Below are 14,154 nucleotides of genomic sequence, written 5' to 3'. Positions count from 1 at the left end.
TGTCGGCCTATCTCATATCTGTTTTGGATACGGAACTTCCTGTATATTCATTATCGGTGAAACTTTGAGTGTGCTTTATTCCAGTGCTTAATCTACCTGCCTTGAATGTCTTTTCATATATTCCTTCACCAATAATCGAATATTTATTCCCGTCTACATTTGAAAATAGATCGGTTAAGGTTTCTGTATCCTGCATCTCCTTATAATGTCTTTTTGAATTGGAGTCCATATATGTACCTACAACGTTAAGAATTAACGATTGTTGATTTTTAAAATTACGTTGGTAGTAAAGGTCCAGCGAAGGTCTGCGCTCCCAGGATGATGAACGATCTGTCATGTATACTCCGTTCGAAGGATTATTGGTAGGGTAAAGATAACTGTTGAAATTCTGCTTTGGATTACCATTGATATTTGCCCTGAGCGTTGCATTAAAGAACCATTCTTTTCCTTGTTGATAGTTGTAATTCATTTGCATATAGTTCCAGTTCATGGACCATTTGTCCGGAGTGCCATCTTCCATACGGGTGAGACTTCTGCCGTCGGGGAAGTTGAATGTTTCTGAATTTTCACGCCACATGTGATCTACAGATCTGTATCCACCGGTGTAGAATAGTCCGAATTCCGATTTCTTGTAATTGAATTTGGCTGTTACGCTGTTATTACCAAAAGCAACATGAGGAGAGGTTTCTGTATCGAATGAGATAAATCCGCCGCTGTTTCTACGGCGTGTAATATAATCAATAACAGCTTCTGCTCCCTCGTAGCGTAGTCCCGGGTCTTCATGATGTTCTATACGCAGAATATCTTCCGGGCGTAATGACATAACTTCCTGAATGCTCGACTTTACTCCATTGATTCTAAGGTCTACTTCTCCTCCACCTGATGCGGCAATGGTATTTCTCATAACATCAATCTGAATACGTCTTAAGTTTAGTTGTTGCAAGAGATCAAATCCGTTGGTTGCTGCTTTCATTTGTTTTGAAGTTGGCAGTAATATCTTTCGGTCGGCTTCATTAATAACTTTGGCTGCAGTAACAACAACTTCATTTAATGCAATGGCAGCTGAATCAATTTCAATAGTTCCCAAGTCAGTGTCCTTATTGAAATCGCGGATCTCAAGATTTTTGGTCTGGTATCCGAGACTTGAAATCTGTAGGTTATATATTCCTTTCTCAAGATTTTCCATACTGAACTTACCTTTGGCGTCAGTCATTCCACCATTTACAAATGTAGAATCGGCTTTTCTTAAAACTACATTTGCAAATTCAATAGGCTGTTTTGCTTTGGAAAGAATAGATCCTTTGATCTGGAAAGATTGGGCTGTTATGGTTTGGCAAAGTATTATAAAAAATAATACGCTAAAAATCTTTTTCATTTCGGTTTAATGTCTACAGGTAATACAATCAAGTTGTCTTTATGTAAGCGCTACAATATTTAGACGTAACCGGTAAAAGAAAGGTTGCAGATAATAGAGTTATTTGTTGCTTTTTGCTGGATTAATATGATGTTTGGGTGTCTATAAAAGCGAAGAAGGACCGTTTCGCAACGATCCTCCCTCAGTTAGTAAGTATAATTGTGAAGTTAAACTTTAATTTACTTTTTATTACTACTCATAACTCCTGTATCTGTATCCTGGTTATTTAATCGTTTTTGCGAAGACTGATATTTACGACCGAAGTTAAAGCTATATGATACTTGAATTGCAAATAAGCGTGATGTTTCCTTTATATATACCCAGTTCTTTGAAGGGGCTGAGGCATTTAGATTTTCACTTCCTGCTTTCCAGTTATCTACAAACGGATTAATCATCATGGCACCAAGACTGAGTTGTTTGTGTTTATACATAATTCCGAAGAGGTGATAGTTTTCTCCATATTCAAGAGTCTCTCCAAATAAGTTGTTTTTGTGGTTTTGCATCTGGAAGAACGCCGACCAGTTTTTGTAGCTTGCATTTGCTTCTGCACGCATGTACCAGTTTGTATATGTGTGATGATAATTATTCCCTTTGCTATCGAAATAACTCATTCCGGTTACAATCTTTGCTACGAAAATATCTTTGAAGGGATTGATTGACAATTCCATTTCGGTATTAAGTTTCTGCCAGCTTTTCTGATTGTCGTTGGTACGGATGAATTTATTGTTTTCAACCCGGGTCTCTTCCATAATTGGCTTGTTATAGTACCAATGGCCAAGGAACAGACTTCCGCTGAATATACCTTTTGTTATATCATAGTTCAATGAGTTTACGTATGACATAACCGGTTTCAGGTTGCTGTTACCTCTTCTTATCTGCAAAGAATCGATGGATTGTTCAATATTTCCTAAATCGGATAGTGAAGGCGCTGTGCTGTAAATGTTACCGCGGTAACGAAGAAATGAGTTATCATTGAAATTATATTTTAAGCTGGCCGTAGGACGGAAGGTATAGTTATGGTATCCTTCGCCGCCCTGGTTAAACCATGAACGTGATCCGCCTATTCCCAAAGAATAATTGAACTTGTTAATTTTGCCCTGAAATTCAGTATAAACATAAGTTTCAGATTGCCTCATGTTTGTTAGCGATAAAGAATTTCCAGTATACTCATTGTTAGTGTAACTTTGTGTGTGCTTCACTCCGGCGCTTAAACGTCCGGCTTTAAATCCTTTCTCGTATATACCCTCGCCAATTATTGAGTATTTGCTTCCGTCTACATTAGTAAAGATGTCTGTTAATGTCTGTAAACCCTGTATTTCCTTATAATATCTTTGTGAGTTCGAATCAAGATATGTTCCCACAATATTCAGAACTAATGATTGCTGATTTTTTAAATTGCGCTGATAGTAAAGGTCTAAAGATGGAATATGTTCCCATGAAGAAGAACGGTCGGTCATATTTACACCATTTGATGGATTGTTTGTTGGATAAAGATAACTTTTATAGTTTGTTCTGGGGTTATCATTTACATTTGTTCTTAAGGTAGCGTTGAAGAACCAGTCCTGACCTTCCTGATAGTTATAGTTCATCTGCATATAGTGCCAGTTCCTTGCCCACTTATCAGGAGTACCATCTTCCAGACGGGTAAGAGTTCTTCCGTCAGAGAAATTAAATGTCTCTGAGTTTTCTCGCCACATGTGATCCATTTCTCTGTAACCTCCATTATAAAATAGCCCAAACTCGGATTTTTTATAGTTGAATTTTGCTGTCACACTATTATCTCCGAAAGGAACATGGGGGGAGTCTGTGAAATCGAAAGCAAGAAAACCACCACTTTCTTTTCTGCGGGTGATATAGTCGATTACTGCTTCTGCTCCTCCATATTTAAGCCCCGGATCGTCGTGATGTTCAATACGCAGGATATCTTCCGGGCGTAATGACATGACCTCCTGAATGCTTGATTTTACTCCGTTTATTCTGAGTTGTACTTCGCCACCGCCTGAAGCCGAAATGGTATTTCTTAACACGTCAACCTGAATACGTTTAAGATTTAGCTTCTGTAAGAGGTTGAATCCGTTAGTTGCTGCCTTCATCTGTTTGGAAGTTGGCAGTAATATCTTTCTGTCGGCTTCGTTGATAACTTTGGCGCCTGTAACCACTACTTCATTCAATGCTACTGCTGCAGAATCAATTTCAATATTTCCAAGGTCTACATCTTTATTGAAATCACGTATCTCAAGATTCTTAGTCTGATATCCAAGACTTGAAATCTGAAGGTTGTATATTCCTTTTTCAAGATGTTCCATACTGAACTTACCTTTCATGTCAGTCATTCCGCCTGTTACAAAGGTTGAATCCGACTTCCTAAGAATCACATTAGCAAACTCAATTGGCTGTTTTGTAGCTGTAAGAATGTGTCCTTTTAATTGTAAAGCCTGTGCAAATGTTGCCTGGCATATAAATATCAAAACTAATACACTGAATATTTTTTTCATTTCAATTTTATTGCTTCATTCGTTAATGAATCTGTTATTTTGTAAGCGCTACATCCTTTAGACGCAAGTACCTTGCCAAAAGTTGCAATTGTGTTTAAGTTTATTTTATTGTTTATAAGCTTTTGACTCTTTTAAACTTGTAAATATTTAATCTTAAGTGGTTGAATGTTAGATTATAACCATGCCTTTTCTATGACTCAGATTTAATAGGTAAATAATTAAATTTTAAGAAAAAAATATTCTTGATTCTTTTCTTTTTAGTTTGTTGCGTGTCTTTTTATTATCCGAATGTGAACATAGTGTTCATATTCGGACATTTTATAAAATGATGATACTTTTGGAAAAAATGGATATTAGTTCGCAAAAAAAAATATTCGCTCTATTAGTGCTGATAAACAGCACTTTCTGTAATTGACTTTAATTTTGTTTAAAAAATAACTGCAGAAAGTTTTGCTAGTTTCAAAGAAAGCTATATCTTTGCATCGCTTTTGAAACGAAAGTGTCTCGGGCGTTTAGCTCAGCTGGTTCAGAGCATCTGCCTTACAAGCAGAGGGTCGGCGGTTCGAATCCGTCAACGCCCACTTCAAAATCCAGAGACTTTCGTTGATAAAACAAGGGCGTTTAGCTCAGCTGGTTCAGAGCATCTGCCTTACAAGCAGAGGGTCGGCGGTTCGAATCCGTCAACGCCCACATTAGATAGGAAGCTTCACAATTGTATTTGTGAGGCTTTTTTTATTTCTTTACCTCTTTGATACAAACTTTTTCTTATTTGTGTAACTCTCTATTCAAATAAAAGAATTAATTTTGCAGTCTGATAATTATCATTACACTATGAAACTTGATTTACTTACGGCTATATCACCTATTGATGGCCGCTACAGAGGCAAAGCTGAGGCTTTAGCTGCTTATTTTTCTGAATTTGCATTGATTAAATATCGTGTGCAGGTTGAGATTGAGTATTTTATAACCTTGTGCGAACTGCCTTTGCCCCAGCTTAAAGGTGTTGGTGAAGATGTTTTTGAGTCTTTAAGAAGTATCTATCGAAACTTTTCTGAAGCCGATGCACAACGTATTAAGGATATTGAAAGTGTGACTAATCACGACGTAAAAGCTGTTGAGTATTTCATTAAAGAAGAATTTGATAAGCTTGGTGGTCTTGAAGAATATAAAGAGTTTATACACTTCGGACTAACTTCTCAGGATATTAACAATACATCTATTCCATTGTCTATAAAGGAAGCACTGAATAATGTATATTATCCTTTAATTGAAGAGCTTATTGCACAGCTAAAACAATATGCCACAGATTGGGCTAATGTTTCTATGCTTGCGAAGACTCATGGTCAGCCAGCTTCTCCAACTCGTTTGGGAAAAGAAATCATGGTTTTTGCTTACAGACTGGAACGTCAGTTGGCTATACTTAAAGCTTGCCCGGTAACTGCTAAATTTGGTGGTGCTACAGGTAATTACAATGCTCATCATGTAGCTTATCCTTCTTATGACTGGAAAGCTTTTGGTAATCGTTTCGTTTCAGAAAAACTTGGATTGGAACGTGAAGAGTATACAACACAAATTTCAAATTATGATAACCTATCAGCTGTTTTCGATGCGATGAAACGTATCAATGTTATCATGATTGACATGAATCGTGATTTCTGGTTATATATTTCTATGGAATATTTCAAGCAGAAAATTAAGGCAGGAGAAGTAGGCTCCAGTGCAATGCCTCACAAAGTAAATCCGATTGATTTTGAAAATGCAGAAGGAAATTTGGGAATAGCGAATTCTATTCTTAACCATTTAGCAGAGAAATTACCGGTTTCTCGTTTGCAGAGAGATTTAACAGATTCTACCGTTCTTCGTAATATCGGTGTGCCTTTCGGTCATGTTGTAATTGCTATTCAGAGCTCTTTGAAAGGATTACGTAAACTGATTTTGAACGAAACTGCTATTTATAATGATTTGGATAATTGTTGGAGTGTAGTTGCTGAAGCTATTCAGACTATTCTTCGTCGTGAAGCTTATCCTAATCCGTATGAAGCACTAAAAGCACTGACAAGAACTAATCAGGCTATCACAGAATCTTCTATTAAAGATTTTATTGAAGAACTGAATGTTAGTGAGGATGTTAAAAAAGAACTTAGATGTATAACCCCACACAGTTATACTGGTATTTAATATATTAATGTTTTTAATAGGCCGCGAGGCCAGAGTTATAATTTTATTCGAATAAAAAATGAGTACAGACAACGAAAATTGGCGAGATTCTAACAATGATAGTAGAGACGCCAGCCGTGATGGTAATAAGTCTTTTAACAGAGAAGGATTTAGCCGTCGTGATGACAGTAGATCTTCTTTTAACAGAGATGGTAAGTTTAACCGTGAAGGACGTTTTAGTCGTGAAGGTGGTGATCGCCCCTCACGCCCTTCTTTTAACAGAGGCGGTAATGACCGTCCAAGTTTTAATCGTCCTTCCCGTCCATATAACAGAGAAGAAGGTGATCGCCCACGCTTCAATCGTGAAGGTGGTGACAGACCACGTCCTTCTTTTAACCGCGAAGGCGGAGATCGTCCACGCCCATCATTTAACCGTGAGGGTGGAGACAGACCACGTCCTTCTTTTAATCGTGAAGGTGGAGATCGTCCACGTCCATCATTCAATCGTGAAGGTGGCGACAGACCGCGTCCATCATTTAATCGTGAAGGTGGTGGCAGACCACGTCCTTCTTTTAATCGTGAAGGTGGCGATCGTCCACGTCCATCATTTAACCGTGAAGGCGGTGACAGACCTTATCGTCCGTCGTTTAATCGCGAAGACAAGCCTTGGAGAAGAAACGAAAATCAGGAAGGTGAAGGAGGCGAACGTCCAAGATTCCGTCGCCCGGATAGCAATTATGGCAATCCAACTCTTTCCAGAGAAGGTGGAAGACGTCCAAGATTCTCATCAAATGATTCAAGACCTCAAGGATTTGCACGTCCGGTTCGTAGAAGAAGCGATGATTATGATCCAAATGCTAAGTATAGCGAAAAGAAAAGAATTGAGTATAAAGAACAGTTTACAGACCCCAATGAACCTATTCGTTTAAATAAGTATCTTGCTAATGCAGGTGTTTGTTCAAGACGTGAGGCTGACGAATTTATCACAGCAGGAGTTGTTTCTGTAAATGGTGAAGTTGTTACTGAACTAGGAACAAAAGTTAAACGTACTGACGTAATTAAGTTCCACGAAGAGTCTGTGTCTTTGGAAAGCAAAGTATACGTATTGCTTAATAAACCAAAAGATTGTGTAACTACTTCGGATGATCCTCAGGCTCGTCTTACAGTTATGGACTTAGTGAAGGGTGCATGCAAAGAAAGAATTTATCCTGTTGGACGTCTTGACCGTAATACTACAGGTGTATTGTTGCTTACAAATGATGGAGATTTGGCTTCTAAGCTGACTCATCCTCAGTTCCTTAAAAAGAAAATTTATCATGTTTATTTAGATAAGAATGTCACTAAACATGATATGGAACAAATTGCTGCTGGTATAACATTGGACGATGGAGAAATCCATGCAGATGCTATCAGTTATGCTACTGAAACAGATAAGGATCAGGTAGGAATTGAAATTCACTCTGGTAAAAACCGTATTGTTCGCCGTATATTCGAATCATTGGGATATAAGGTTATGAAACTAGATCGTGTGTTCTTTGCCGGATTAACGAAGAAAGGTCTTCGTCGTGGCGAATGGAGATATCTTACAGAACAAGAAGTAAACATACTTCGAATGGGAGCTTTTGAATAATAAAGAATGGGGGTATATGCAAATATACCCCTACCTTATATAATAATGCATATAAAAGATTTTTATGGAAAAGATTTGTAGAACAAGAATTGTTGATGTTCTGAAGATGGATAGCTTTGGAACAATTGTGAACGTGAAGGGATGGGTTAGAACTCGCCGGGGCAGTAAACAAGTTAACTTTATCGCTTTGAATGACGGTTCTACCATTAATAATATTCAGATTGTAATTGATATAGAGAAATTCGGAGAAGAATACTTGAAACCAATAACTACTGGAGCATGTATTAGTGTAAATGGCGAATTGGTAGAATCGCTTGGACAAGGACAGAAAGCAGAACTTCATGCATGTGAAATAGAAATATTAGGTACAGCTGATCCTAATACCTATCCTTTGCAGAAGAAAGGTCACTCTATGGAGTTCCTTCGTGAAATAGCACACCTTCGTCCTCGTACCAATACTTTTGGTGCTGTATTCCGTATTCGTCATAATATGGCTATTGCCATACATAAATTTTTCCATGAACGTGGATTTTTCTACTTTCATACACCTATTATTACAGCTTCAGATTGTGAAGGTGCAGGACAGATGTTCCAGGTAACTACCATGAATCTTTATGATTTGAAGAAGGATGAAGATGGATCAATTAATTATGATAATGACTTCTTTGGCAAACAAGCCAGTCTGACTGTTTCGGGACAGCTGGAAGGTGAGCTTGCTGCAATGTCTATGGGATCTATTTATACTTTTGGTCCTACTTTCCGTGCAGAAAACTCAAATACTCCACGTCACCTTGCTGAGTTCTGGATGATTGAGCCAGAGGTTGCATTCAATGAGATTGAAGATAATATGCAGTTGGCAGAAGATTTTATCAAATTTTGTGTAAAATGGGCCTTGGATTACTGTATAGAAGATATTCAGTTCCTGAATAACATGTTTGATAATGAACTTATTGCTCGCTTGCAGTCTGTACTTGAAAATGAATTCGTTCGTCTTCCATATACAGAAGGTGTTAAGATTCTTGAAGAAGCAGTGGCTAAAGGACATAAATTTGAATTCCCTATATTCTGGGGAGCCGACCTTGCTTCTGAACATGAACGCTATTTGGTGGAAGAACATTTTAAACGTCCTGTTATTCTTACTGATTATCCGAAAGAAATCAAATCTTTCTATATGAAGCAGAATGAAGATGGAAAAACAGTTCGTGCAATGGATGTTCTATTCCCGAAAATCGGAGAAATTATTGGTGGCTCTCAGCGTGAAGAAGATTTTGATAAATTATCTAGAAGAGCAGCGGAAATGGGTGTACCAACCAAAGATATCTGGTGGTATCTGGATACTCGTCGTTTTGGTACAGCGCCTCACTCTGGCTTCGGATTAGGTTTTGAACGCTTATTGCTTTTTGTAACAGGTATGACCAATATTCGTGATGTGATTCCTTTCCCTAGAACACCTCGTAACTGCGAGTTTTAATTTAGACTTTTTAGTTCTTTATATAAAAGATGACACGGCCATAAGTCGTGTCATCTTTCTTTTTGGTGTGGCATCGATCTTAATTTTATTACTTTTTAATGTAGTCGATAAAACGTATAATGTTCTTATCTAAGCTCTTGCAAATAGAAAAAATAGCTTAAATAGTTTGCCAATTAAAAGAAAAGCAGTACTTTTGCAAGCCGATTATTATCTAAAAGGATAAAAGATTAATTCATAGCTAATTAGGTTCCTTTGTCCGGGGAGCTGTAATCAGTATGAATATTTATGTTTATTAGTAGTTAACAATTTAAAAACAATTAAGCAGTGGATACTTTAAGTTATAAGACCATTTCTGCAAACAAAGCAACAGCAACAAAAGAATGGGTCGTAGTTGATGCGACTGATCAAGTGCTGGGACGCTTAGGTGCAAAAGTTGCCAAGCTGTTGAGAGGAAAGTACAAACCAAACTTTACTCCTCATGTAGACTGTGGTGACAACGTAATTATTATCAATGCCGACAAGGTGAAGTTGACAGGTAACAAATGGAATGACAGAGTTTATTTGTCATATACTGGCTATCCTGGAGGTCAAAGAGAAATCACTCCAGCTCGTTTACAAGCTAGACCTAACGGTGACGACAAGTTATTGAGAAAAGTAGTAAAGGGTATGCTTCCTAAAAACAAATTAGGTGCACAACTATTAGGTAACATGTATGTATACGCAGGAAGCGAACACAAACATGCTGCTCAAAACCCTAAGTCAATTGATATTAACTTACTTAAATAATAAATAATGGAAGTAGTAAATGCATTAGGCAGACGTAAGCGCGCTATTGCTCGCGTATTCGTAAGCGAAGGTACAGGAAAGATTACTATTAACAAGAGAGACCTTGCAACGTACTTTCCATCAACTATTCTTCAATATGTTGTAAAGCAACCATTGAACAAATTAGGTGTAGCTGAGAAGTATGACATCAAAGTTAATTTGGTAGGTGGTGGTTTCACAGGACAATCTCAAGCTTTGCGTTTAGCAATCGCTCGTGCTCTTGTGAAAATCAGCGCAGAAGATAAAAAAGCTCTTCGTTCAGAAGGCTTCATGACACGTGATCCACGTTCTGTTGAACGTAAGAAACCGGGTCAACCAAAAGCTCGTAGAAGATTCCAGTTCAGTAAACGTTAATACTTGCTGGAGAAATCTCTGGAGTAAGCTACGTTTAGTATCTAAACTATCGGGACTCTTTAGTAGGCTACCCGACAGTTGGTTATAAAACAAAAAAGAAAGTAAACGATTAAAAGATTAAAAAAATGTCAAGAACAAATTTTGATAATTTATTGGAAGCCGGTTGCCACTTCGGACACTTAAGAAGAAAGTGGAACCCTGCAATGGCTCCTTATATTTTCATGGAACGCAATGGTATCCACATCATTGACCTCCACAAAACAGTTGCAAAAGTAGAAGAAGCTGCTGAAGCTTTAAAACAAATTGCAAAATCAGGAAAGAAAGTCCTTTTTGTTGCTACTAAAAAACAAGCAAAACAAGTAGTTGCTGACAAAGCAGCTTCTGTTAATATGCCTTATGTAATCGAGCGCTGGCCAGGTGGTATGTTGACTAACTTCCCAACTATCCGTAAGGCTGTTAAGAAGATGGCTACTATCGATAAGTTGACTAACGATGGTACTTATTCTAATCTTTCTAAAAGAGAAGTTCTTCAAATTTCTCGTCAACGTGCTAAGTTAGACAAGAACTTAGGTTCTATCGCTGACTTAACTCGTCTTCCTTCTGCTTTGTTCGTTATCGACGTAATGAAAGAAAACATTGCAGTTCGTGAAGCTAACCGTTTAGGTATTCCAGTATTTGCTATCGTTGATACAAACTCTGATCCTTCAAATATCGATTTCGTTATCCCTGCAAATGATGACGCTACAAAATCAATTGAAGTAATTCTTGAAGCTTGTTGTACAGCTATGAGCGAAGGCTTGGAAGAAAGAAAAGCTGAAAAAATTGATATGGAAGCTGCCGGAGAAGCTCCTGCTAACAAAGGTAAGAGAAAGTCTGCTGCTAAAGCTAGACTTGACAAAAACGACGAGGAAGCAATCAACGCTGCAAAAGCTGCTGCTTTCTTGAAAGATGATGAAGAAGCTTAATTACTATATCAATTAAAAAAATATAAAGACTATGGCTGTAACAATGGCAGATATTACCCACTTGCGCAAAATGACAGGTGCTGGTATGATGGATTGCAAGAATGCTTTGACTGAAGCTGAAGGCGATTTTGATAAAGCAATTGAAATAATTCGTAAAAAAGGACAAGCAGTAGCTGCAAAACGTTCTGATCGTGAAGCTTCAGAAGGTTGTGTTATTGCTAAGTCAGCAGGCGAATTTGCTGCAGTTATCGCATTGAAATGTGAAACTGACTTCGTTGCTAAGAATGCAGACTTCGTTGCTTTGACTAACGAAATTCTTGATCTTGCTATCGCAAACAAATGTGCTACTATCGAAGATGTGAAAGCTCTTCCTATGGGTAAAGGAACAGTTGCTGATGCTGTTACTGATAGAAGTGGTATCACTGGCGAAAAGATGGAACTTGATGGATACGGAGTTGTAGAAGGTCTTTCTACTGCTATTTATATCCACCCAGGAAACCGTTTGGCTACTGCAGTTTCTTTCAATGTTGCTGGTGTTGATGCTCAGGTTTCTCACGAAGTTGCTATGCAGATTGCTGCAATGAACCCTATCGCTGTAAATCAGGAAGGTGTTCCAGCTGACGTATTAGCTCGTGAAAAAGAAATCGCAGCTGACAAAGCTCGTCAGGAAGGTAAACCAGAGAACTTAATTGAACGTATCGCTGAAGGTCGTATCTCTAAGTTCTACAAAGAAGTTTGCTTGTTGGAACAAGAATATGTGAAAGATCCTAAGATTAGTGTTGCTCAGTTCTTGAAGAACACTAACAAAGACTTAACTGTAGTTAACTTCAAACGTTTTACTTTGAATGCTGACTAATTAAGGTCTTTTTAAAGATACTTAAAAGGGTGGTTGAACAAATCTGTTTAACCACCCTTTTTTAATTTCCTCTATGTACTCTCTTTTATAAATTGTTCTACAATGAGAATGTATTACCCATATTTGCACCATTGAAATACAAATTCTTTTTTAATAAACTATCATTCAATATGTTTATCGTTAGGCTTCTTTTGGTGCTACTATGGTATCGGCTTTTAAAATAGAACTATCCTCCAACTGGTTTGGTCTTTACATATCCTTCTTTCTTAAGTAGCTCAACAATCTTGAGCTTGAAATCTCCTTGAATAATAATTTCCCCATCTTTGGCAGCTCCGCCAACTCCACATTTTGTTTTCAATAGTTTTCCAAGAGTTTTTAAATCCTCCTCTGTGCCTACAAATCCAGTTATTAGTGTTACAACCTTTCCTCCTCTGTTTTTCTTATCAATGGCTACCCGAAGATTCTGTTTAGCTGGCTCCAAAGTTGTCTGTTCTTCATCTTCTTCTATATCATAATTGAAATCGGGGTTGGTTGAATATACCACATTCAATCTCTCTTTCCAGTCATGCTTTTTCATACTTTCTTATTTTATTTATATCCAAATGTAACAAACTTATAGATATGTACAAAATAATCTTTTTCTTAATGCTCGATTGTTTGGAAAAAATAGTGTATTTTTGCAAATACCAATTTAATAAAATGGGGTTTTATGAGTGATAATGAGCAAAATGTTATAAAAGTACCGGAACCTTCTTTGCGCAGACTTCCATGGTATTTATCGAATGCGAAACTGCTTAAAAATAAAGGAGAACATTTTGTTTCTTCTACGCAGATTTCTAAAGAGATAAATATTGATGCTTCTCAGATAGCGAAGGACCTGTCGTATGTAAATATATCAGGGCGAACAAGGGTAGGTTATGATATAGATGATCTAATTGCTGTTCTGGAAGACTTCCTCGGCTTTACAAATATGCATAAAGCTTTCTTGTTTGGTGTAGGTAGCCTGGGAGGAGCTCTTCTTCGTGACTCCGGTTTGAATCATTTTGGCTTGGAAATAGTTGCAGGTTTTGATGTTAATCCTGAACTTGTTGGTACATTTATAAACGGCATTCCAATCTTTCATTCGGATGATTTTCAGGCAAAGATGCTTGAATATAATGTGAATATTGGAGTATTGACTGTCCCTATTGAAATAGCTCAGAATATTACTGATAAAATGATCGAAGGAGGCGTAAAGGCTGTATGGAACTTTACTCCTTTACGTATTCGGGTACCAGAAGATATTGTGGTTCAGAATACTTCTTTGTATGCTCATTTAGCTGTAATGTTCAACCGTTTAAATTTTAATCAGATAAAGTAATGAAGATTATAGCCGTAGGAATGAACTACGCCGAACACAATAAAGAACTGCATCCCACGTTAGTAATACCAAAAGAGCCGGTTATCTTTATGAAACCAGATTCTGCTTTACTTAAAAATGGAAAGCCGTTCTTTATTCCTGATTTCTCTGACGAAGTTCACTATGAAACAGAGTTAGTTGTGAAAATAGGCAGATTAGGGAAAAATATAGCTGAACGTTTTGCAAATCGTTATTATGATGAGGTGACTGTTGGTATTGACTTTACAGCCCGAGACCTGCAACGAAAAATCCGTGAGACAGGTAATCCCTGGGAAATATGTAAAGGATTCGATGACTCTGCTGCAATTGGCGAATTTGTTCCTGTTGATAAGTTTAAGGATATTCAAAACCTGAATTTTCATCTGGATATTGATGGCAAGCAAGTACAGAAGGGAAACACTGCCGACATGTTGTTTAAAGTAGATGAGATAATTGCTTACGTCAGTCGTTTCTTTACGCTGAAAATAGGAGATTTAATATACACTGGAACTCCTGTTGGAGTGGGACCGGTTGCAATAGGCCAACATCTGGAAGGTTATCTGGAAGAAGAAAAGCTGCTCGATTTCTATATTCGATAAGTTATTTGCT

General features: G+C 37.5%; 12 protein-coding genes and 2 tRNA genes. 11 read left to right on the top strand and 3 right to left on the bottom strand.

Annotated elements, in window-relative coordinates:
• Nucleotides 1-7: 7 nt before the first annotated feature.
• Both BUC21_RS16640 and BUC21_RS13900 read right to left on the bottom strand, forming a co-directional pair.
• The gene (locus BUC21_RS16640) at nucleotides 8-1,375 is read right to left on the bottom strand and encodes a carboxypeptidase-like regulatory domain-containing protein (RefSeq protein ID WP_245797123.1); all 1,368 of its coding nucleotides are present in this window, start codon (nucleotides 1,373-1,375) and stop codon (nucleotides 8-10) included.
• Nucleotides 1,376-1,593: 218 nt separating this feature from the next.
• Complete coding sequence (locus BUC21_RS13900; RefSeq protein ID WP_073403466.1) at nucleotides 1,594-3,909, bottom strand: TonB-dependent receptor; 2,316 nt, start codon at nucleotides 3,907-3,909, stop codon at nucleotides 1,594-1,596.
• 506 nt (nucleotides 3,910-4,415) lie between these two features.
• Here BUC21_RS13900 and BUC21_RS13895 point away from each other — a divergent pair.
• From BUC21_RS13895 to tsf, 9 genes are all read left to right on the top strand, one after another.
• Nucleotides 4,416-4,490 (top strand) — tRNA-Val (locus BUC21_RS13895).
• A gap of 34 nt (nucleotides 4,491-4,524) precedes the next feature.
• A tRNA-Val gene (locus BUC21_RS13890) sits at nucleotides 4,525-4,599 on the top strand.
• A gap of 141 nt (nucleotides 4,600-4,740) precedes the next feature.
• Nucleotides 4,741-6,087, top strand: a complete 1,347-nt coding sequence (purB, locus tag BUC21_RS13885) for an adenylosuccinate lyase (RefSeq protein ID WP_073403464.1) — start codon at nucleotides 4,741-4,743, stop codon at nucleotides 6,085-6,087.
• 58 nt (nucleotides 6,088-6,145) lie between these two features.
• Entirely contained in the window at nucleotides 6,146-7,696 is a 1,551-nt protein-coding gene (locus BUC21_RS13880; protein WP_073403462.1) for a pseudouridine synthase, read from the top strand.
• Between the two features lie 64 nt (nucleotides 7,697-7,760).
• A complete protein-coding gene (gene asnS / locus BUC21_RS13875) occupies nucleotides 7,761-9,167 on the top strand; it encodes an asparagine--tRNA ligase (RefSeq protein ID WP_073403460.1) in 1,407 nt (468 codons plus the stop codon).
• 324 nt (nucleotides 9,168-9,491) lie between these two features.
• Complete coding sequence (gene rplM, locus BUC21_RS13870; RefSeq protein ID WP_073403458.1) at nucleotides 9,492-9,953, top strand: 50S ribosomal protein L13; 462 nt, start codon at nucleotides 9,492-9,494, stop codon at nucleotides 9,951-9,953.
• A gap of 6 nt (nucleotides 9,954-9,959) precedes the next feature.
• Entirely contained in the window at nucleotides 9,960-10,346 is a 387-nt protein-coding gene (gene rpsI, locus BUC21_RS13865) for a 30S ribosomal protein S9 (RefSeq protein ID WP_073403456.1), read from the top strand.
• A gap of 125 nt (nucleotides 10,347-10,471) precedes the next feature.
• Nucleotides 10,472-11,311 (top strand): 30S ribosomal protein S2, encoded by an 840-nt coding sequence (gene rpsB / locus BUC21_RS13860; RefSeq protein ID WP_073403454.1) that lies wholly within the window; start codon nucleotides 10,472-10,474, stop codon nucleotides 11,309-11,311.
• 31 nt (nucleotides 11,312-11,342) lie between these two features.
• On the top strand, nucleotides 11,343-12,167 hold the full coding sequence (tsf, locus tag BUC21_RS13855) for a translation elongation factor Ts (protein WP_073403452.1): 825 nt from the start codon (nucleotides 11,343-11,345) through the stop codon (nucleotides 12,165-12,167).
• 226 nt (nucleotides 12,168-12,393) lie between these two features.
• On the opposite strand, the gene BUC21_RS13850 is transcribed toward tsf, so the two are convergent.
• Entirely contained in the window at nucleotides 12,394-12,744 is a 351-nt protein-coding gene (locus tag BUC21_RS13850; protein WP_073403450.1) for a translation initiation factor, read from the bottom strand.
• 132 nt (nucleotides 12,745-12,876) lie between these two features.
• Between BUC21_RS13850 and BUC21_RS13845 the strand changes: the two genes are divergently transcribed.
• Both BUC21_RS13845 and BUC21_RS13840 read left to right on the top strand, forming a co-directional pair.
• A complete protein-coding gene (locus BUC21_RS13845; RefSeq protein WP_073403448.1) occupies nucleotides 12,877-13,527 on the top strand; it encodes a redox-sensing transcriptional repressor Rex in 651 nt (216 codons plus the stop codon).
• Nucleotides 13,527-14,144 carry a fumarylacetoacetate hydrolase family protein gene (locus BUC21_RS13840; RefSeq protein WP_073403446.1) on the top strand — a complete coding sequence of 206 codons (618 nt, stop codon included), beginning with the start codon at nucleotides 13,527-13,529 and terminating at the stop codon, nucleotides 14,142-14,144. The genes BUC21_RS13845 and BUC21_RS13840 overlap by 1 nt, the downstream gene beginning before the upstream one ends.
• Nucleotides 14,145-14,154: the final 10 nt, after the last annotated feature.

Source organism: Bacteroides luti (genome assembly GCF_900128905.1).
Lineage (GTDB): Bacteria > Bacteroidota > Bacteroidia > Bacteroidales > Bacteroidaceae > Bacteroides > Bacteroides luti.
The sequence above is the reverse complement of the archived record's forward strand: the minus strand, read 5'-3'. Positions and strand labels throughout refer to the sequence as shown.

What these genes read in the sequence shown, in the direction of transcription:
- BUC21_RS13900 (WP_073403466.1), bottom strand. Translation starts at nt 3,909, where the DNA reads ATGAAAAAAATATTCAGTGTATTAGTTTTGATATTTATATGCCAGGCA.
- rpsB (WP_073403454.1), top strand. Translation starts at nt 10,472, where the DNA reads ATGTCAAGAACAAATTTTGATAATTTATTGGAAGCCGGTTGCCACTTC.
- BUC21_RS13880 (WP_073403462.1), top strand. Translation starts at nt 6,146, where the DNA reads ATGAGTACAGACAACGAAAATTGGCGAGATTCTAACAATGATAGTAGA.
- rpsI (WP_073403456.1), top strand. Translation starts at nt 9,960, where the DNA reads ATGGAAGTAGTAAATGCATTAGGCAGACGTAAGCGCGCTATTGCTCGC.
- BUC21_RS13840 (WP_073403446.1), top strand. Translation starts at nt 13,527, where the DNA reads ATGAAGATTATAGCCGTAGGAATGAACTACGCCGAACACAATAAAGAA.
- BUC21_RS16640 (WP_245797123.1), bottom strand. Translation starts at nt 1,375, where the DNA reads ATGAAAAAGATTTTTAGCGTATTATTTTTTATAATACTTTGCCAAACC.
- purB (WP_073403464.1), top strand. Translation starts at nt 4,741, where the DNA reads ATGAAACTTGATTTACTTACGGCTATATCACCTATTGATGGCCGCTAC.
- asnS (WP_073403460.1), top strand. Translation starts at nt 7,761, where the DNA reads ATGGAAAAGATTTGTAGAACAAGAATTGTTGATGTTCTGAAGATGGAT.
- BUC21_RS13845 (WP_073403448.1), top strand. Translation starts at nt 12,877, where the DNA reads ATGAGTGATAATGAGCAAAATGTTATAAAAGTACCGGAACCTTCTTTG.
- tsf (WP_073403452.1), top strand. Translation starts at nt 11,343, where the DNA reads ATGGCTGTAACAATGGCAGATATTACCCACTTGCGCAAAATGACAGGT.
- BUC21_RS13850 (WP_073403450.1), bottom strand. Translation starts at nt 12,744, where the DNA reads ATGAAAAAGCATGACTGGAAAGAGAGATTGAATGTGGTATATTCAACC.